Source organism: Flavobacterium sp. ARAG 55.4 (assembly GCF_051846875.1).
GTDB lineage: Bacteria > Bacteroidota > Bacteroidia > Flavobacteriales > Flavobacteriaceae > Flavobacterium > Flavobacterium plantiphilum.
Genome location: NZ_JBPYCT010000005.1, coordinates 85,624 through 105,517, shown reverse-complemented (window position 1 = coordinate 105,517; position 19,894 = coordinate 85,624). Strand labels below are relative to the sequence as shown.

Genomic DNA, 19,894 nt, shown 5'->3' with positions numbered 1-19,894 from the left:
TGTATTTACTGCTGAAAACTGGATAATGAAGAATTTTTAACATCATTATTACTCACTACTTCAAACCAATCATAATTAGCATAACTACTATCGTTAATTGCTTTAGTTCCGGTAGCAAAAAGACCTATTTTAGCCCCAACCCAGCGTCCGGCTGTTGGCTTAAAAGGTTTTCCAAATGCGGTATATTTCTCTCCGTCTAAGCTGTAATAAAAAGTTACTTTAGCATCAAATGGTTCTTTTTGTTGAATCATTTCCACTTTGGTTCTAAAAAAAACTTCTTTCTGTTGAATTGGTAAAGAGGCTAATTCAATTTCGGTGTCTTTAGAAGTACGTGCGTTTTTCATCGAACGTTGTACTACTTTTAGCTTTCCCTCATTATCCTGCTCAATGGCGATATAGCCATAATCTTCTCCAAATATGATAAGTCCCGTGCTACATTTTTTAGCATCCGGATTATTCTCAAAAGTTACTTTGGTTGTAGCCGTAAAATTATCCGACGGAAATTTTTGCAAAAACAGATTAGGCATCATCCACATGGTTTTCATTTCCTCCGGACGTGGAATACAGTTCAGTCTTAAAAAACCTAAATTAGCAGAAGACCATCCCCATTGTTCAGCAGGATTTTGATTTGCCTGCCACTGCCATTGTAAACCATACTGATGCGAATTGAACTGATCTGAAGATTCTAAAGGAGTTACAGGATATTTACGCCCTACATTAGGTTTTTTCCATTCTTCAACAGGCTCACCTATACCATCATTATTCGTATCCACTCCAATAATTGGCCAGGCATTTTTCCAGATTACCGGTTGTAGATGAACAATTCGCCCGTAAGCCCAACGATCCTGAAAATGGATAAACCAGCCCTCCCCATTTGGTGTTTCAACATAAGCGCCCTGATGTGGTCCGTTTACTGCCGAATTTCCCTGATTCAATACAATTTTTGCTTCATAAGGTCCCCAAATATTTTTAGACCGCATTGCCAATTGCCATCCGGGTTTAACTCCTCCAGCAGGTGACCAAATCCAGTAGTAGCCTTCTTTTTTATAAATTTTAGTTCCTTCTGCAGTTGTATGACCATCATGACCATCAAAAACCATAGCCGGATTTCCAATTAATTTAGTTCCATCTGCTGCCATTTCTGACAACATTAAAACTGTTTTTACATTTGCCCTGCTACCTGCAAATGCATAGGACAGATAAGCTTTTCCATCCTGATCCCAAAACGGACAGGTATCAATAATTCCTTTGGCTTCTTTTACCAAAACAGGTTCTTCCCAGGAACCAGAAGGATTTTTAGTTTTGACCATGTAAATCCCAAAATCAGGATCTCCCCAATAAATAAAATATTCTCCTTTATGATATCGGATAGAAGGTGCCCAAACACCATCTCCATGACGAACGGTTCGATAATGTGCAACGGGAACCTGATCTTGTAAGGCATACCCAATTAATTTCCAATTGACCAAATCCTTTGAATAAAGAATAGGCAGCCCGGGAGAGCTATTAAAACTCGAAGCAGTCATATAATAACCATCATCGCCTGCGCATACATCCGGATCAGAATAATCCACATGGATAATTGGATTTTTATATTTTCCATTGCCTAAATCGGCATTCCATACCTGAGCGTTAGCACTCAAAGTACACATTGTAAAACTAAATAACACTAACAGTTGTCGTAATCTCATAATTAATCTTTTTAATCAAATAGTTCTTAAGAAATATCGATACCAGATATTCCTTTTGGTTGAATGTAAAACTAAAGAAAGTATACCCCAGTCCGGTAGACAAATTGCTTTTCATTAAGGGTGGTTTTAATACTCAGGTTTTTAAATTGTAAAAAACAAAAAACCGGGGGAGGTAAATTGATAAATAACAAGGGGGATTTATCTAAAATACACAACTAAAACTATTATTTATAAAGACGACGGTACTCTGCCGGAGTATAATTAAATTTGGATTTAAAACATTTTCCAAAATATTTTAAATCATTAAAACCTACTTCAAAACATATTTCTTTTATTAACATGTCTTCTTTTTTAAGCATCTCCGCAGCTTCATTTAATCTTATGTCCCGAATAAATACTACAGGCGATACTCCTGTAAGATCTTTTAATTTATTAAAAAAACTTGCCCGTGACATACACATCAATTTACCTAATTCTTCAACTGAAAAGTCAGTTTTAGAAATATTATCCTTTACTAATTTGATTACCTGAAACATGAATTTGTGATCCTGATTAGAAATCTGTAAAGTTTTTTCGATTGGAATTTCAGTAATATTGCCTGTAGAATATAAAAACTGAAGTCGTTTTCGTTGTTCCAGAATATTTTTGACTCTGGCTTTTAAATAACTCAGTTCAAATGGTTTGGTCAAATACTCATCTGCTCCATACTCCATTCCTTCTAATTTACTTTCAACAGAAGATTTAGCACTAAGCAAAATTACCGGAATGTGACTTGTCGCAATATTATTTCTAATTAATTTTAGCATTTCTATCCCATCCATTTGGGGCATCATTATATCACTAATGATAAAATCCGGATTCAATGTTGTTGCTTTTAAATGTCCTTGTATACCATTTTCGGCGATATGTATACTATAATCTGACTCTAAAACCGAAACAATAAAAGCTCTTAATTCCGGGTCGTCTTCCACAATTAATCCTGATGGTTTATTTTTGTTCATTTCCACTGATACCGGAAGTATATTTTTATTTTCTGATTTAGCTGCTTCTGATGAACCTTTATCTGTTTGCTGAAATACAAGATCTGCCTCATGATTAAAATGCTCATAACCTTTTAAAAAATAAACCTGAAAACAACTTCCTTTATTAGGTTCACTATCTACCAGTATAGTAGCTTTATGCTTATCCGCCAAATCTTTTACTATCGAAAGTCCAATTCCGGTACTGGGGTTATTGGGGTTTTCATTGTAATTGGAAAAACGTCTGAATAGTCGTTTTTGAAGTACAGGACTAATTCCCGGTCCGTTATCTTTGACTTTTATAAAAATATGCTTATCGGTTTCTCCAATAATTACTTTAATTACATCATTTTTATGACAATATTTAAATGCATTTGAAATTAAATTTACTAAAATTTTATCCAGACTATCTGAATCAGCCCACACTTTCAAATCCGAAGCTTTGATTTTTAATTCTAATCGTATTTTCTGCTGTAAGCTCATTTCTCTAAAGTTTTCACAAACGTTCGAAACAAAATCCACTACATTAATCTCAGAGACTTCTAATCTTTTGTTTTGAATTCTTCTTAAATCTAAAATTTGATTTACCAGATTTAAAAGTCTGTTACTGTTCCGTTCAATACCCTGAAGCTGAATTTTAACCGAATCGGAAATTGTTTTATCTGACAGCATTTTTTCTAACGGCGCTGTAATCATAGTAAGCGGTGTTCTTATTTCATGTGATATATCCGTAAAAAACCTTAGTTTTAACTCTGATAATTCCTGTTCAATTTGTACATCGTTGCGTAATTTTATGATAGTTAAAAAAATTCGTCTTATCAAAATAAAAAGACCGATAGCTATCAAAAAATAACATACAAACGCAAAATTGGTCCACCACATTGAAGGACGTATGGTGATTTCTATTTCTCGTTGATTATTTACCCATAAATTATGGCTGTTTGTAGAAGACAGTAAAAGTGTATATTTCCCCCTTCCTAAATTAGTATAATTTATGGATTGTCCGCCTTTTATATAATTCCATTCTTTATCAATTCCTTCTAACTTATACTGATAAACAACATTCTCATTTTTGATATAATCTAAAGCAGCAAACTGAATTCTTAAGAAATTCTGATCATGTTCCAATACAACCTTTTTCAGTAAATCCGGATTTTTAGGGTTTTTAGGATTTATTTCATAGAGTTCTTTATTATTAACAGCAAATCCTGTTATAGCCAAATAGGGTTTAAAATCAAAAGAAGGAATATGGGCAGGATTGAAATAAATTGCACCATCAGAATACCCCAGTACAATCTGACCATTAGCAAGACGACATTTTGTTGCCTCTGAAAAAATTTCATTTTCAATAAGTGCTTTTATTTTAGGAAATGTTTCGGCTGTATTTTTTTTAATATCAAAACGAACAATTTGATTGTCCCCCATCAGCCAGATTTTGCCCGACTTGTCTTCCTGCATACCTATGACTTCATCCATAGGAAAATTAGCGTTCTCTGTAGCAAAATTTTGAAAATTCAGCTCCCTTTTCCTGTTCAGATCAGCTACCTGAATCCCTTTTCCATTAGTTCCTAACAGTAATTTATTGTCTGAAGTCACTAATATATCCAGAATATCATTGCCTGAAACCTGAGGAAATTCTTTAAATTCTAATTTATCAGAAATTTTATTCTGTTCTGTAAAAGAAAACAGATTATACGACGAAACAAAAAATAAATGCTGATACTTATCTTCCACTATCGAGCGTACCCTATCAGCAATTTTTATAGGATAATTTTTCCAGATGTTTCTGTAATTAATAAAACGTATTCCTTGATTTGTTTCCTGCACAAGATTTACCCCGCCTCCCCATGTGGCCAGGTAAATTTTACCCGAAGCAGACTGGAAAATTTTATAAATATCGTTTGCACTTATACTGAAAGGATTTAATTCATTGTAAGTATAATGAAGCACTTTAAATTTAAACGGTTTTTCTGTTGGTATCAAACAAAATAAACCATTTCCTCTGGTTCCTACCCATATTCTACTGCTATTATCCTGAAAAATTGTATAGATATCAGCTCCCCATCCGGGACTGTTTTCCGATAAAGTTCCGTCAGATCCTAAATATCCTATTTTTTTCTTATCAGAATCAAATATTGTAATTTTCTGAGAACGACTGGCAACCCATAAATTCTTCTTTTTGTCCTCCATTAAAGCTCTTACATTATTATTCTGTTTACGTTTAGACAAATCTGATTTCAGTGTAGAGAAAACGGGATTATTAAAAATTATTAAATCCAATCCTTTTCTAAAAGAACAAAACCATAAGTTTCCCTGATTATCAAATGCTGTTGCGTGCATAACATCTGAAGCTTCATCAATAGATTCTTTTATACAATGGGATATCGAAAGCAATTTATTTTGTTTTTGATCCCAGTAAGACAACGACTCTCTATTAGGCTGAATCCAGATGGTTCCATCAGCTCCGGTAAGGAAAAAAGTTTTTCTTTTTACTTTAGCCGCCGTAGGGTCACTTATATCACTATGGAGGTGTGCTACTTTTTTTGTCTCTAAATTAAACTGATAAATCCCCGATTCTGAGTTATCAAACCATAATTCTCTTTCATTGGTTATCCCCATATAATTGATATTTCCATTAGGGAATCCGGCAACCGTTTTATTATTATAGATTACTGATTTACCTGACTTTATATCGTAATAATAAATTCCCGAAGAGGCTGTAAAAATCAAAATTTTTGCAGCTTTAACATCTTTAATTTTAGTGATATTTGAATCAATACGAAGTTGAACATCAAAAAAAGTACTTGTGGTTTTAGAATATCGTATCAATTTTCCATTAGTACCCCCAAACCATAATTCATCATTTAATTCCATTACAGTATTGATTGAATATGATTTTCCCGAAAGCCCGGTCATATTAAAAAACATATATTCAGGATGAATCTCTGTTTTCTTTAACCTGCAAATACCATATTTTGTTAAGAACCATGTAGTTCCCATGGCATCTTCAAATATTTCCTGAATTCTTGTTCCCTTAAGTTTAGAGGAATTAAATAAAATGATTCTTTTTTCATTATTGGGTTCTAAAACAATCAAATTACTACTGTTTTGAGAAGATAACCATACTCTTCCTGAAGGCATTACTTTATAATCAACAATGGAATATTTTGAAAACGCATTATTTTTTTCTTCTAATGGAAAATGATAACTAAGAGTTGCAGTATCAAAATAATACACTTCCTCTTTTTCAGATTTTATCCAAATTCTGCCTTTTTTATCAAATTTAAAACTGGAAACACGATTAGAAGCCAAGTTTAGTCTTCCTTTTTGAACCACTTCAAAATTTTGAAAATTATTACCGTCATACCTTATCAGACCATTATAAGTTCCCAACCAAATAAATCCTTTAGAATCTTGCTGAATCTCGAGAATATTTGACTGACTCAACTTTACATCATGAGAAAAATGTTTTAAAACTCCGACAGGCTGAGCCAAACAATTCTCCATAATCAGATACAATAAAGTAAGAAGTATTTTTTTTTTCAAAATTTATTATTTTTTATTACCGGATGTACAAATGTATCAAATTTACTTTTGGAACATAAATCATGACTTCCTGCTAGCAATTTACCACCCTTTAAATAGCATTTTGTCTCCATTTTAATATGTGTCAATAGTTCAAACATAACGAAAAGCTTTACTTCACCTGTAAAATAGTTATTTAACCCAATCCAGAGAATATTTTAAAAACTAAATTTGTTACATCAGTAATTAAATTTTATATTTTCATATAACTAAAACCTTTAAACCAAAAATTAATGACAAAAACACATATTGGGGTGTTATTATTTAGTCTTTTAACACTAAGCACCTTTGCACAAAAACAATTTCCTTATAAGAATCCGGATTTACCAATTGAACAAAGAGTAAATGACTTAGTGTCGAGAATGACTATTGATGAAAAAATAAGTCAGTTAATGGATTCTTCACCGGCAATTGACCGTCTTGATGTCCCGCAATACAATTGGTGGAATGAAGCCTTACATGGAGTTGCCCGTGCTGGTTATGCCACTGTTTTTCCACAATCTATTTCTATTGCATCTTCGTGGGATCGACAGTTAATTTTAGACGTTGCCACTGTCATTTCGGATCAAGCGCGCGCCAAACACCACGAATATTTAAGAAATGGACAACATGGTATGTATCAGGGATTGACTTTCTGGTCACCCAATATCAATATATTCCGTGATCCTCGCTGGGGTCGCGGACATGAAACTTATGGAGAAGATCCTTACCTGACGGGACAACTTGGACTAAATTTTGTAAATGGTTTGCAGGACACCGACTCTAAGTATCTAAAAGTAATTGCAACGGCTAAACATTATGCCGTTCATTCTGGCCCTGAACCATCACGCCATCATTTTAATGCTGAAACCAGCGACATTGATCTATATGAAACTTACCTTCCGGCATTTCGTACTCTGGTAAAAGAAGGACATGTGTACTCGATCATGGGTGCGTATAACCGTTTTAGAGGAGAATCTGCCAGTGCGAGTCCGTTTTTATTTAATATTCTTCGAAAAGACTGGGGCTTTAATGGATACATTGTATCTGATTGTGGTGCTGTTACCGATATCTGGAAATACCATAAAATTACTAATGATGCAGCATCGGCATCGGCATTAGCCGTAAAAAACGGATTAGACTTAGAATGTGGAAGTAGTTTTAAAGACTTAAAAAAAGCACTAGATCTTAAATTACTTACTGAAGCTGACATTGATATTACGTTAAAACGTCTTTTTACTGCCCGCTTTAAGCTGGGTATGTTTGATCCGGAAGACAGGGTAAAATATGCTCAGATTCCGTATGCTGTCAACAACAGTCCTGCACACGATTATCTTGCCAGAGTGGCTTCTCAGAAAAGTATTGTTTTATTAAAAAATCAGAATCAGACACTTCCTCTTTCTAAAAAAATAAAAACGGTTGCCGTTATTGGTCCAAATGCTGATGATGTTCAATCTTTATGGGGCAATTACAGTGGTATTCCAAGCAATCCTGTCACCGTATTAAAAGGCATTAAAAACAAATTAGAACCCAATGCAAAAGTGCTTTATGCCAAAGGAACCGATTTAGCTAAAGGAGTTCCTGAAATGAAAGTGATTCCATCAGTTTATTTTCAAAATGAAAACGGTAAACAGGGTTTAACAGCTCATTATTTTGACAATAAAGAATGGGAAGGAAAACCTCTTTTTAGCCGTACAGATGATAATATCGATTTTCACTGGGATATAAATACTCCTGACCCACGCATGAAAATGGGTAATTACAGTGTAAAATGGACGGGATATATTGTAGCACCAAAAACCGGAACTTACAGTATATCTGAATGGTCAAAACCTTATATGACTGTAAACATTGAAGGAGGAGAAACTAGCGGTGGAAAAAACAATCACCATCCCCGTATTCGTGCTCAAAAAATAGCACTAGAAGCAGGAAAAAAATACAAAATAGAAGTAAAATACCAGAATTTCTATGGTGATGCTATTGCTCAGCTTTTATGGGCAGAACCAGAAGAAAATTTAATTCAGCAGGCTACGGATGTTGCTAACCAGGCGGATGCTATAGTATTAGTTTTGGGATTGAATGAACGCTTAGAAGGTGAAGAAATGAAAGTTGAAGCTGATGGGTTTGCAGGCGGAGACCGTACCAGTCTTGACCTGCCTGTTAATCAAAGAGAACTAATGAAGGCGATGGTTGCTACAAAAAAGCCGGTGGTTCTAGTACTGATAAACGGAAGTGCTCTGTCTATTAACTGGGCAAACGATAATGTTCCTGCAATCCTTACCGCCGGATATCCCGGACAACAGGGCGGAAATGCAATTGCCGATGTAATTTTTGGTGATTATAATCCTGCTGGACGATTAGCAGTTACTTATTACAAATCGGCTGACCAGCTTCCTGATTTCGAAAATTATGACATGAAAGGCCGTACTTATCGTTATTTTAACAAAAAACCATTGTATCCTTTTGGTTTTGGATTAAGTTATACCTCTTTTAAATACAGCAACTTGCAAGTTCCAAAAATGAATAACCCTGAAAAAGATTTTAAAGTATCTGTTGACATAACTAATACAGGAACGTATGATGGTGATGAAGTAGCTGAACTGTATCTTAAAGATGAAAAAGCTTCTACTCCCCGACCAATATGGCAATTAGAAGGTTTCGAACGCATTCACCTTAAAAGTGGAGAAACAAAAACAGTTCATTTTACAATCAGTCCCAGACAACTTTCCCTGATAAATAAAGAAGGACAACGCGTAGTTGAACCCGGATGGTTTACTATTTCTGTGGGAGGAAAACTGCCTGATGATTCGAATGAAACATTACAGCAAAGATTTGAAGTTAAAGGGCAAATATCAGGTTTCGATAAATAATATATTTTCGTTGCAACCCAGGTATTTATAAAATTGTTGCTTTTTTATGTAACGTGGAATTGAACTTTAATTCCACGTTATATTTTTTTACAAATTTAACTCCGTGACATTTGTTAATTTTGAAAAATCAATAAATTGGTAGTTAATGTATCTGAGTATTCCTGATAACTATCTAAAAAATTACTTTATAATAATTTTCTTCTTCGAGTTAATTTTTACAACTGTATAAGGATAAGTAATAACCTGCATTAGCATCGCATTTGGATCAGGATTTATTTCACGTACTTTTATTACAATATTTTCATCGGTTTCGATAACGCTGTCAATTGCTATTGCATATCCTGATGTAGGCTTTTCACCCATATTTAAAATCACAAAATTAGATTGTTGTACATCAGCAGCATTTATCTTTCTCTTTAGTTTTTCATCATGTAACAACATTTTAATCTCATCAGCTTCGGAAAGAATTTCATAAAAATGAATGTTCCCGCCTCCATCATTCTGTTGCAGCAAAACCTCATACATACGGTTAGCGTAACTATTTGTTTTCTTACTTGTTCCGCAGGAAAATAATACTAAAGCAAGGGCTGATAAAAGAAGAATATTTTTCATTTATATGACTATTTTATTATGAAGGCTTACTGGAATGTTTCGTCTTTTTATTATACTTTTTTATTGCTTTATCGTAAATATCAATATACAAAGGTAAAATATGTTTGATATCAAATTTTTTGGCTACTGATAAAGCATTTTCTTTAAATTGAGCTAAAACGGCATCATCTTTCAGAATTTTTAATGCATTTTGAGCCATTTCATCAATATTTCCTACTTTGCTTAAATACCCTGAAACTCCTTCAAAATTCACCTCCGGTAAACCACCTGAATTACTGGAAATAACAGGAACTCCCCAAGCCATAGCTTCTAAGGCAGCTAATCCAAAACTCTCCGTCTCTGATGGTAATAAAAACAAATCGGAATTGCTTAACAGTTTGTCGATTTCATTACTGTTTCCAAAAAAGATTACTTTATCTAATATCCCCAGTTCCTGACATAAAATTTCGGCTTTTTCTTTCTCCGGACCATCACCCACCATTAGTAATTTAGCCGGGATGTTTTGTTGTATTTTATCAAATATTCTAATAATATCCGGTATTCTTTTTACTTTTCTAAAGTTAGAAATGTGAGTAATAATTCGTTCTTCAGGTTTGGCTATAAGCGTTCGCTGGCAAGGAACATTATACTCTATATTGTTTTTTTCTAATTCTATAAAATTAGGAATTACATGAATATCTCTTTTAATATTAAACAACTTATAGGTATCGTCTTTTAAACTTTGGGACACGGAAGTCACTACATCTGATTTGTTGATACTAAAACTTACTGCCGGTTTATAATGCGGATGATTTCCTACCAGAGTGATATCAGTTCCGTGAAGAGTCGTGATCATTGGTATTTCGATTCCTTCATTTTTAAGCATTTGCTTCGCCATATACCCCGCATAAGCGTGTGGGATGGCATAATGCACATGCAGGACATCAATTTTATAAAGTTTAACCATATCAACTAATTTACTTGATAAAGCTAATTCATACGGCTGATAATGAAATAAAGGATATTCAGGAACATTTACTTCGTGATAATGAACATTGGGATTCAATAATGCCAAACGCACTGGCTGGCTATAGGTAATAAAATGAACTTCATGTCCCAAACGGGCTAATTCTAAACCTAATTCAGTAGCGACAACACCACTTCCTCCAAAGGTAGGATAACAAACTATTGCTATTTTCATGTATAAAATTTAGTACTACGAAAATACTCAAAAAGGACTAAAAAAGAGTTAAATTAAGTTAAAACTAACTATTAATACTGCAAAAACAAAGCATAAAAAAAGGAGAAAAATTTTCCTCCTTCTTATTTTATTAAAAAAATCTACTGTGCCAACTGTCAATTGCGGGAACTTCCCAAGACTCATTATACTCTTGTATCGTATTAATCAGGTTATTAAAAACAATGGTGTTTCCGGTCACTGCTTTATCTTTAACCATTTTTTTAAAATCAATTAAAGGTTTATGCGCAATGTGTTCTCCTAATTTGAACGTGACATTCATTTTATCCAGCAAATCAACCTGATATTTTTGCTCCAGGCTTTGAATAAAAGCTACAGAAGCATCAATAGAGCAACCTGTAGCAAGCTGTACCTCCTGATTGACTGCAATAATTATAAAACGATTGTATTTTAGCTGATAAGAAGCTTCCAAACTAGTTCCGTGAGCAGCCCAGTTTTCGAGGAACTGTTGTAAATCTTTTTCAATTTCAGAAAACTCGGCATCCGAAAATTTTCTATTAGATTGATAAATCCAGATTCTGGATTCTTCGGGTAAATTTTCAAATGGTACGTACATTTTGATTTTAGATTTTAAATTGTTGATTTTAGATTTTTAGTAAATCAGAAACTCCCTTTACAAATCCTGTGCATTAGCGATCAGTTCGGCAATATCCATCACCTTTACTTCGCCTTCTTTTTCTTTATTTTTAATTCCGTCAGTCATCATAGTATTACAAAACGGACATCCTGTAGCAATAATATCCGGTGCGGTTTCAAGAGCGTCTTCGGTTCTTTCTACATTCACTTCTTTATTCCCTTTTTCGGCATCTTTAAACATTTGCGCTCCACCGGCTCCACAACACAATCCATTAGCTCTGGAACGTTTCATTTCTACCAATTCCACATCTAATTTTTCAATTAAATTACGGGGTGCTTCATATATTTTATTGGCTCTGCCTAAATAACAGGGATCATGAAAAGTAATTTTTTTACCTTTAAATTGACCTCCTTCAACAGCTAATCTGCCATCATCCAATAACGATTTTAAAAATTCGGTATGATGAATGACTTCATATTTACCGCCCAATTCAGGATATTCATTTTTTAAAGTATTAAAACAATGCGGACAGGCAGTAACAATTTTTTTGGCTTCATATGCATTTAAAACCTCGATATTCATCATGGCCTGCATTTGAAATAAGAACTCATTTCCGGTTCTTTTGGCCGGATCTCCGGTACAACTTTCTTCGGTTCCAAGTACTGCAAAGGAAACACTGGCATTGTTTAAAATACGTACAAATGCTTTCGTTATTTTTTTAGCTCTATCGTCAAAACTTCCCGCACAACCTACCCAAAACAAAACTTCAGGTTGTTTTCCTTGGGCGAGCATTTCTGCCATTGTAGGTACTATTAAATTTTCTGACATTTCTTTCTGTTTAATCGTTGATTTGTTAATGGTTTAATCGGTTAGACGTTTTTACCGAATAAACAATTTAACTATATTTCGTTTTTCCAGTTCAATCGGTCTTGCTGATTGTACGGCCACGGTGCTCCGTTATTTTCAACATTCGTCATCATCGCATTTAGTGTAGCTGGCGCAGCACTTTGTTCCATTACTAAATAACGACGCATATCCATAATAATCGATAACGGACTAATACTTACGGGACATTCTTCCACACAGGCATTACAGGAAGTGCAGGCCCAAAGTTCTTCGGGAGTTATGTAATCGTTTAATAATGTTTTATTATCCGGAACAAAAACGCCTTTATTAGCATCTATATTTTTACCTACTTCCTCCATCCTGTCACGGGTGTCCATCATAATTTTACGAGGTGATAGTTTTTTACCCGTAATATTGGCCGGACACGCAGAAGTACATCTGCCGCATTCTGTACAAGTATACGCATTTAACAATTGTACCCAGTTTAAATCCTGAACATCACTGGCTCCAAATTTAGCCGGAACCTCACCTTCTGCTGCGGCCGGAGCTGCAAACGGATCTGCGTTAGGATCCATCATCATTTTCACTTCTTTAGTAACTGATTCTAAGTTATCAAATTTCCCAAGCGGATTCAAATCGGCAAAATAAGTGTTTGGGAACGCTAAAAGGATATGAAGATGTTTGGAGAAATACAAATAGTTCATAAATATCAGAATCCCGACAATATGTAACCACCAGAATAGTTCATAAAACAATGCTACTAAATCACTGTTGACACCGTTGAATAATGGCGCAAGAAACTGGCTTACCGGAAAGGAACCTGCTTTAACAAAATGAGAATAACCTCCGGGAACATGCTGTAAATGCAAATCAGAAGCGTTCATAAAAAGAAACAAAAACATTAATATTGTTTCAAAATACAAAATGTAATTAGCATCATTTTTAGGAAATCCTTTCAAATCAGGATTTATAAAACGCTTTAATTTGATTACATTTCTTCTAATCCAAAATACCGTTACTGCAACAATAACCAGTAAGGCTAATATTTCGAAAGATGCTATTAATACATCATAGAAGCCACCTAAAAAAGGAGCAAAAATCCTGTGAGTTCCAAATAATCCATCAATAATGATTTCGAGCAATTCAATATTTATAATTACAAAACCTGCATAAACTATGATGTGAAGAACACCTGCAACAGGTCTTTTAACCATCTTAGACTGCCCTAAAGCAATCATCGCCATGTTTTTCCATCTCTGTTTTGAATTGTCTTTTCTGTCAATATCAATTCCTAAATTTACATTGCGATAGATTTTTTTAATATTGGAAATAAAATAGCCGAAACTAATAATTAAAATTATTGCAAATAATATATTGTCTAAAAAACTCATATTTTGTTATTATTTACTATCAGAAACTGTATCTACAGGAGCTTTGTAAGGCTTGTTTTTCTTTCCAAAAAGAGAAACGTTAATGTATCTTGTAGGATACAGTCGAACATCCTGAAGCAATAATTCTAATTCTTTAGTAGTTTTGGTAAGATTATTATAAAAAGCCTCGTCTTTTAATAATTTCCCCATACTTCCGTTTCCGGATTCTAAATCTGTCATAATCACATTGACTTTAGCTAATGTGGTATTCAAACTTTTAACTGTTTTTCCCATATCAGCTTTATTTAAAGAATCGGATATTTTAGCAAAATTACCCGACATTTTATTAAAGTTAGAAACGGCTGAGTTAATTTGAGTTTTATTTTCTGTAATTAAAGAATTCATTCCCGCAGAAGCCTGATGAAATTGCTCCATTGTTTTACTTAACTCAGCTATGGTTTTCTTTAAATCTTTTTGGGTTTGCTGATCTAAAACAGTATTAATTCCGGTAACTAACGTATCAATATTCGTTAATACTTTTTCTAATTTATCCTGAAGTGGAACTAATTTTTTGCTTAAGGATTCTGTCATTCCTAACTGAACGTTTCCTGCCAGCATATCACCTTGTTCTACAACCGTTTTATCATTAAAATTTGGCTCGATTAAAATTTGCTTTCCTCCTATAAATCCTGGCTCATAAATAACAGCACGACTGGATTTTGAAATAGGAAAATCGGTTTTAATTTGCAATTCTACTAATAACTTTCCATCATTAGGATTAATTGTAATCTGTTCTACCTTACCAATAACCAAACCGTTTAAAGTAACGGCTGCTGAGGGAGCTAAGCCTTCTACACTGTTATATTGTACATATAGCGTGGTATAGGTATTAAAAAGATCTTTCCCTTTTAAGAAACTATATCCCCAAATAAATAATAATATAGATGCAATTACTAAAATTGCTGTTTTAATTTCTCTTGTTAGTTTCAAAATATAAGTATTTAATGCAAATTTAATATAAATATTAAAACCTGACGTTATTTAATTGCTTCCTGAATATCTATTTTAACTCCATCTTTATATGCTACTAAAAATGCTGAACTGAACCCCTTAGCTTTCGCTTCGGCTAACAACTCTCTTGAAGTCTCATAATCACTGGTTTGACCGTAAAAATACTTATAATTTTTACCAATTGGCTCAATAGATAAATCTTTTAATCCTTTAAAATTTTTAGGAACTAATGCTATTTTTTTACTCGAAAGAGCTAATTGTACTTTAAAAACAACATCTTTCTTTGCCTCAACTACAGTTTCTTTTTTAGGAGCTGCTGCTTCCGGAGCTGTAGTTTCAACCATTTTTTGCGAAGGTTTTACCGCTGGTTCCAACTCTCCTGAGCCAAAATATTCGTTTTTATAACTAATAATTGCATCAGCAATCGCTCTTGCTATCTCATTCTGTCCTTCTTCAGAAGCCAATATTCTTCCTTCGGCAGGATTCGAAATAAAGCCCATTTCGATAAGAATTCTTGGCATATAAGCCTTATGAAGAACCATAAAAGGAGCTTGTTTTACACCACCGCCTCTTATTTTTTTTCCTAAACTGGCAAACTGACCTTCTACCTTACTGGCTAATGAAATACTGTTATCTAAATATTCTTCCTGCATCAAGGTAAAACCAATCATAGTTTCCGGAGAATTAGGATCAAAACCTTCATACTTTCTTTTATAGTCTTTCTCCAAGGTAATAACAGAGTTTTCCTTTTTAGATGCTTCAAGGTTTGAAGCAATCTTCGTCATCCCCATCACATATGTTTCCGTACCGTCAGCCGAAGTATTCCTGTTGGCATTACAGTGAATGGAAACAAAAATATTAGCGTTTGCTCTGTTAGCAATATTAGCTCTTTCAACTAAATCAATAAAGACATCTGTTTTTCGGGTATAAATTACATCTATTTTAGGAGTGGATTCCAGAATTTTACCCACTTTTAACACAACTGCCAAAGCAATGTTTTTTTCTACATAACCATGATAAGAAGCTCCAAAATCGTGATCTCCATGACCTGCATCTAGTGTAACTTTAAAAACATCTGACTGACTATATACTGAATTATATACTAATATTAATATTATTACTGCGGTGACTTTTTTAATTTTAACTATTAATTCCAAAATCTTTTATTTTTTTATCTGTTAAATCTAATCCAACTATTTTTTTACCCTGACGATAAATGCTTTTAAATATCCTGCGTTACGTGCTTCTAATTGCTTTTTTTTTGCTTCTGCAAAATCTGAAGTTGCTCCAAACATATATTTATACAGCTTATTTGAAAACTCATAAGATACATTTTTTAATCCTTTAAAATTGCCTGGTTCCAATTTTATTTTTCTCGAACTTGCTAAAAGTTGTATTTTATATAAATCGGCTGATAAATCAGCGTCCTTTTTATCAGCAGTTTTATCATTTGCAGTATAAGCTGATTCCGCTGTTCCATAATTTTGACGCTTGTAATTTAGAATTGCATCGGCAATTTGTTTCGCCATCTTAGTTTGTCCTTCTTCTGAATTTAAAAACTGTCCCTCAGTTTTATTAGACAAAAAACCCAACTCTATCAAAACACTGGGCATATAAGCTGCATCTAAAACCCACAAAGGCTGTTGTTTTACACCTCTTGAATTTCGCTTTAATTTTTTTGTGAAATTATTCTGTATACCTGATGCCAGACTGATACTGTTATTTAGATTTTCTTCCTGAACCATAGTCAGTCCTATCAATGTTTCAGGTTTTTTAGGATCAAAACCCTGATATTTTGTTTTATAATCTTTCTCAAGCAGAATAACTGAATTTTCGTTTTTGGCCACCTCCAGATTCATATCATATCGTGATAATCCCATCACAAAAGTTTCTGTACCATGTGGTCCTTCGTTTTTAACGGAATTACAATGGACAGACACGAATAAATCAGCTTTTGCATTATTTGCCACCTTAGGGCGGTCTGCCAGTTCAACAAATACATCAGAGGTTCGGGTATAAATGACTTTAATTCCTTTTTCTTTTTCCAGAAAATCACCAATTTTTAAAACGGTTTTAAGAGCTATTTTTTTTTCTACAAAACCGTGATAAGAATTTCCGGGATCTTTCCCTCCGTGTCCTGCATCTAAAATGATTGTAAAAACTTTATTATTCTGAGAAAAAACGGAACTGAATCCTGACAACATTAAAATTGTTATAAAAAAAAAGTTCCTGCTATTAAATTTCATTTTTAAAAGTTAATTTAATTAAAAACACTATGCTTATAAATTTTGTATTTGACTATTTTTGACGAAAAATAATCTGTAAGTTTGACAACTCAAAAAACAAGCCATAATTTTACAAAAATAGCATTTATACCTTTGCATACAAACTTATTTCATATCGTTTTATTATCAATTTCCCTCACATTTGGGGTGTCCAGCATATATTCACAAGATATTAAAACAACAAAAGGCATTGTTGCCAAGCAGCAAAACAAAGCAACTGACACTATTAAAAAAAACACGGTAATTAGTACTGACACTATCAAAAAAGAAAATGACAGTATTAAAAAAGACAGTATAAAACCCAAAAAAGCTTTTCTGGATGGAAAAGTGAAATACAAAGCTGATCAATATGCTAAAATTGATCAGAAAAACAAACTGATTACCTTGTATGACAATGCCGAACTTTATTATCAGGATATTGAATTAAAATCAGGCAAAATCATTCTGGATTATGAAAAAAACGAAGTCTATGCGGGAAGAATTAAAGATTCAGCAGGTAAATACACACAATATCCAAATTTTAAACAGGGAACAAATATTATAGAACCCGATTCGATACGTTTTAATTTTAAAACTAAAAAAGCTTTAATCTGGAACTCTAAAACAGATCAGGGAGAATTTAATGTAAAAGCCTCTATCACAAAAAAAGAAAATGATTCTGTTTACTTTTTAAAGGGTGCCCGTTTTACAACTTCCACTAATAAAGAAAATCCCGAATATTATTTCAGAACATCAAAAGTAAAATTTATTCCGGGCAAAAAAGTGATTACAGGATTAACAAATCTTGTTATTGCAGATGTTCCTACCCCTATAGCACTGCCCTTTGCTTTTTTTCCCATGAATAAAGAAACCAGTGTTTCCGGTTTGATATTACCCAGCTATAATGATTCTAATCTCCGCGGATTTTCTTTGCAGAACGGAGGATATTATTTTGCTTTAAGCGATCATTATGATTTAACAGTATTAGGCGATTATTACACTAATGGTAGTTATGGTATGCGATTTGAATCTTCTTATGCCAAAAGATATAAATTCAGAGGAAACGTAAATGTTCGCTTTGAGAATCTGATTAATAGTGAAAGAGGTTATCCGGATTATTCCAAGCAAAACATTTACAATATTCAATGGTCTCATTCCAGAGATACAAAAGCAAATCCCAATTCAAGTTTTTCTGCTTCTGTTAACTTAGGAAGCAGTAAGTATTTCCAACAATCGATTAATCAGTCAAACATAGGTTCATCGTTAAACAATACATTAAGTTCTTCTATTTCTTACTCTAAAACGTTTAATATTATCCCTCAGGCTCGTTTATCATTAACAGCAACTCATTCACAAAATACTCAGACAGAATCCATCAACATGACGTTGCCAACATTGCAATTCAGTCTGGACAGAATCTATCCATTTGTTGGGAAAGACGGAGTAAAGAAAGGATTCTTTAAAAACATCAACCTGCAGTATAACTTAAACGGTCGAAATTACATCACCACTACTGATTCGTTATTTTTCAAACCCGAAATGTTTAAAGATGCACAAATAGGATTTCAGCACAGCATTCCGTTAAGCACTAACTTTAAAATTTTTAAATATTTCAGTGCTTCAACATCGGTAAATTATGAAGAAATATGGTATACAAAAACCATTCGTAAAGCTTATGACCCAAATCAGAATACTGTGGTAAATACTACTGTAAATGGTTTTGATGCCTTTAGAACTTATAATTTCTCAGCCAGCTTAGGAACTACTGTTTACGGTACTTTTAATTTTGGAGAAAACAAAAAAATTCAGGCTATCCGCCACGTAATGCGACCATCGATATCCTATGCATACACACCCAGCTTTGAAAAATACTATGATACCTATGCTTCAGATGCAAGTGGAACTATGGATCAGCGATACACCCGATTCGAAGGCGGTATTTTTGGTGCACCGGGATTAGCAAATTCAAATATCATGGGAATAAGTATCAGTAATACTTTTGAAGCAAAGGTAACTGATAAGGATTCAACTAAAACAGAACCGAAAAAAGTGATGCTGTTAAACAACCTAAACCTTTCTACCAGCTATAATTTAGATGCCGATGGTGTCACTACATTAGCATGGTCGCCAGTGAGAGTCAGTACGGGAGCACAATTTTTTGAAAACAAATTGAACGCCAACTTTGCAGCTACATTAGATCCTTATGCAATTGATAATTCAGGCAGAAGAATTAATACATTTAATATTGATAATGGCGGAAGTTTGTTTAGAATGACTAGCGCTAACATCACTTTAAACTATGCTTTATCCAGTAAAGATGGTGATGATAAGAATAATAAAAAAACAGATCAGACAGCCCGGAATGGTGGTCGTGAAGACGATTTATTCGGAACAGCAACCGATTTAACAGACAACAGAAAAAGCATGTTTGATGGCAGTGAAGAAGAAGGAGAAGATACTATTTCTGAATTTTTCAGATCTAAAATTCCATGGGATATGACTTTTGCCTATTCCTTTACTTATGGAAATAACAACAGAGAAAATAAGATTACCGGTAACTCTCTGATGATATCTGCTAATACCGATTTAACACCGAAATGGAAAGTAGGAGTTTCTACAGGGTATGATTTTGTTCAAAAAGGGGTTACTTATACACAGTTACGATTTGAACGCGACTTAGCCAGCTGGCGAATGAGTTTAAACTGGATGCCTTTTGGTAATAATGCCAACTGGAATTTCTTTATCGGAATTAAATCAGGTATATTAAGCGATATTAAGTGGGAAAAACGCAACTTCAATAATCGTTAATTTCTCTTCAAGAACAACTATTTGT

At 33.7% G+C, this 19,894-nt stretch carries 12 protein-coding genes; 2 read left to right on the top strand and 10 right to left on the bottom strand.

Features of this window, described 5'->3' with window-relative positions; all coding sequences use genetic code 11:
- Positions 1–5 precede the first annotated feature (5 nt).
- Positions 6–1,691 (bottom strand): glycoside hydrolase family 43 protein, encoded by a 1,686-nt coding sequence (locus tag ACSV4D_RS07840; protein WP_439227757.1) that lies wholly within the window; start codon positions 1,689–1,691, stop codon positions 6–8.
- A gap of 224 nt (positions 1,692–1,915) precedes the next feature.
- Positions 1,916–6,256 carry a two-component regulator propeller domain-containing protein gene (locus ACSV4D_RS07835; RefSeq protein ID WP_439227756.1) on the bottom strand — a complete coding sequence of 1,447 codons (4,341 nt, stop codon included), beginning with the start codon at positions 6,254–6,256 and terminating at the stop codon, positions 1,916–1,918.
- Positions 6,257–6,528: 272 nt separating this feature from the next.
- Between ACSV4D_RS07835 and ACSV4D_RS07830 the strand changes: the two genes are divergently transcribed.
- Positions 6,529–9,144 carry a glycoside hydrolase family 3 C-terminal domain-containing protein gene (locus ACSV4D_RS07830; RefSeq protein ID WP_439227755.1) on the top strand — a complete coding sequence of 872 codons (2,616 nt, stop codon included), beginning with the start codon at positions 6,529–6,531 and terminating at the stop codon, positions 9,142–9,144.
- A gap of 180 nt (positions 9,145–9,324) precedes the next feature.
- Here ACSV4D_RS07830 and ACSV4D_RS07825 read toward each other — a convergent pair whose 3' ends face one another.
- The 8 genes from ACSV4D_RS07825 to ACSV4D_RS07790 all read right to left on the bottom strand — a co-directional run bounded on the left by ACSV4D_RS07825 (position 9,325) and on the right by ACSV4D_RS07790 (position 17,043).
- Complete coding sequence (locus ACSV4D_RS07825) at positions 9,325–9,756, bottom strand: protease complex subunit PrcB family protein (protein ID WP_439227754.1); 432 nt, start codon at positions 9,754–9,756, stop codon at positions 9,325–9,327.
- 16 nt (positions 9,757–9,772) lie between these two features.
- Positions 9,773–10,936 (bottom strand): N-acetyl-alpha-D-glucosaminyl L-malate synthase BshA, encoded by a 1,164-nt coding sequence (gene bshA / locus ACSV4D_RS07820; RefSeq protein ID WP_439227753.1) that lies wholly within the window; start codon positions 10,934–10,936, stop codon positions 9,773–9,775.
- 130 nt (positions 10,937–11,066) lie between these two features.
- Complete coding sequence (locus tag ACSV4D_RS07815) at positions 11,067–11,549, bottom strand: ABC transporter ATPase (protein ID WP_408078839.1); 483 nt, start codon at positions 11,547–11,549, stop codon at positions 11,067–11,069.
- Positions 11,550–11,606: 57 nt separating this feature from the next.
- Entirely contained in the window at positions 11,607–12,398 is a 792-nt protein-coding gene (locus ACSV4D_RS07810; RefSeq protein WP_439227752.1) for a (Fe-S)-binding protein, read from the bottom strand.
- Positions 12,399–12,469: 71 nt separating this feature from the next.
- Entirely contained in the window at positions 12,470–13,807 is a 1,338-nt protein-coding gene (locus ACSV4D_RS07805) for a 4Fe-4S dicluster domain-containing protein (RefSeq protein ID WP_439227751.1), read from the bottom strand.
- 9 nt (positions 13,808–13,816) lie between these two features.
- Entirely contained in the window at positions 13,817–14,776 is a 960-nt protein-coding gene (locus ACSV4D_RS07800) for an MlaD family protein (protein WP_408078833.1), read from the bottom strand.
- 47 nt (positions 14,777–14,823) lie between these two features.
- A complete protein-coding gene (locus tag ACSV4D_RS07795) occupies positions 14,824–15,945 on the bottom strand; it encodes an N-acetylmuramoyl-L-alanine amidase family protein (protein ID WP_408079738.1) in 1,122 nt (373 codons plus the stop codon).
- A gap of 45 nt (positions 15,946–15,990) precedes the next feature.
- On the bottom strand, positions 15,991–17,043 hold the full coding sequence (locus ACSV4D_RS07790) for an N-acetylmuramoyl-L-alanine amidase family protein (RefSeq protein WP_439227750.1): 1,053 nt from the start codon (positions 17,041–17,043) through the stop codon (positions 15,991–15,993).
- An 81-nt stretch (positions 17,044–17,124) separates the two neighbouring features.
- On the opposite strand from ACSV4D_RS07790, the gene ACSV4D_RS07785 reads away from it, so the two are divergent.
- Positions 17,125–19,869, top strand: a complete 2,745-nt coding sequence (locus ACSV4D_RS07785) for a putative LPS assembly protein LptD (RefSeq protein WP_439227749.1) — start codon at positions 17,125–17,127, stop codon at positions 19,867–19,869.
- Positions 19,870–19,894 lie beyond the last annotated feature (25 nt).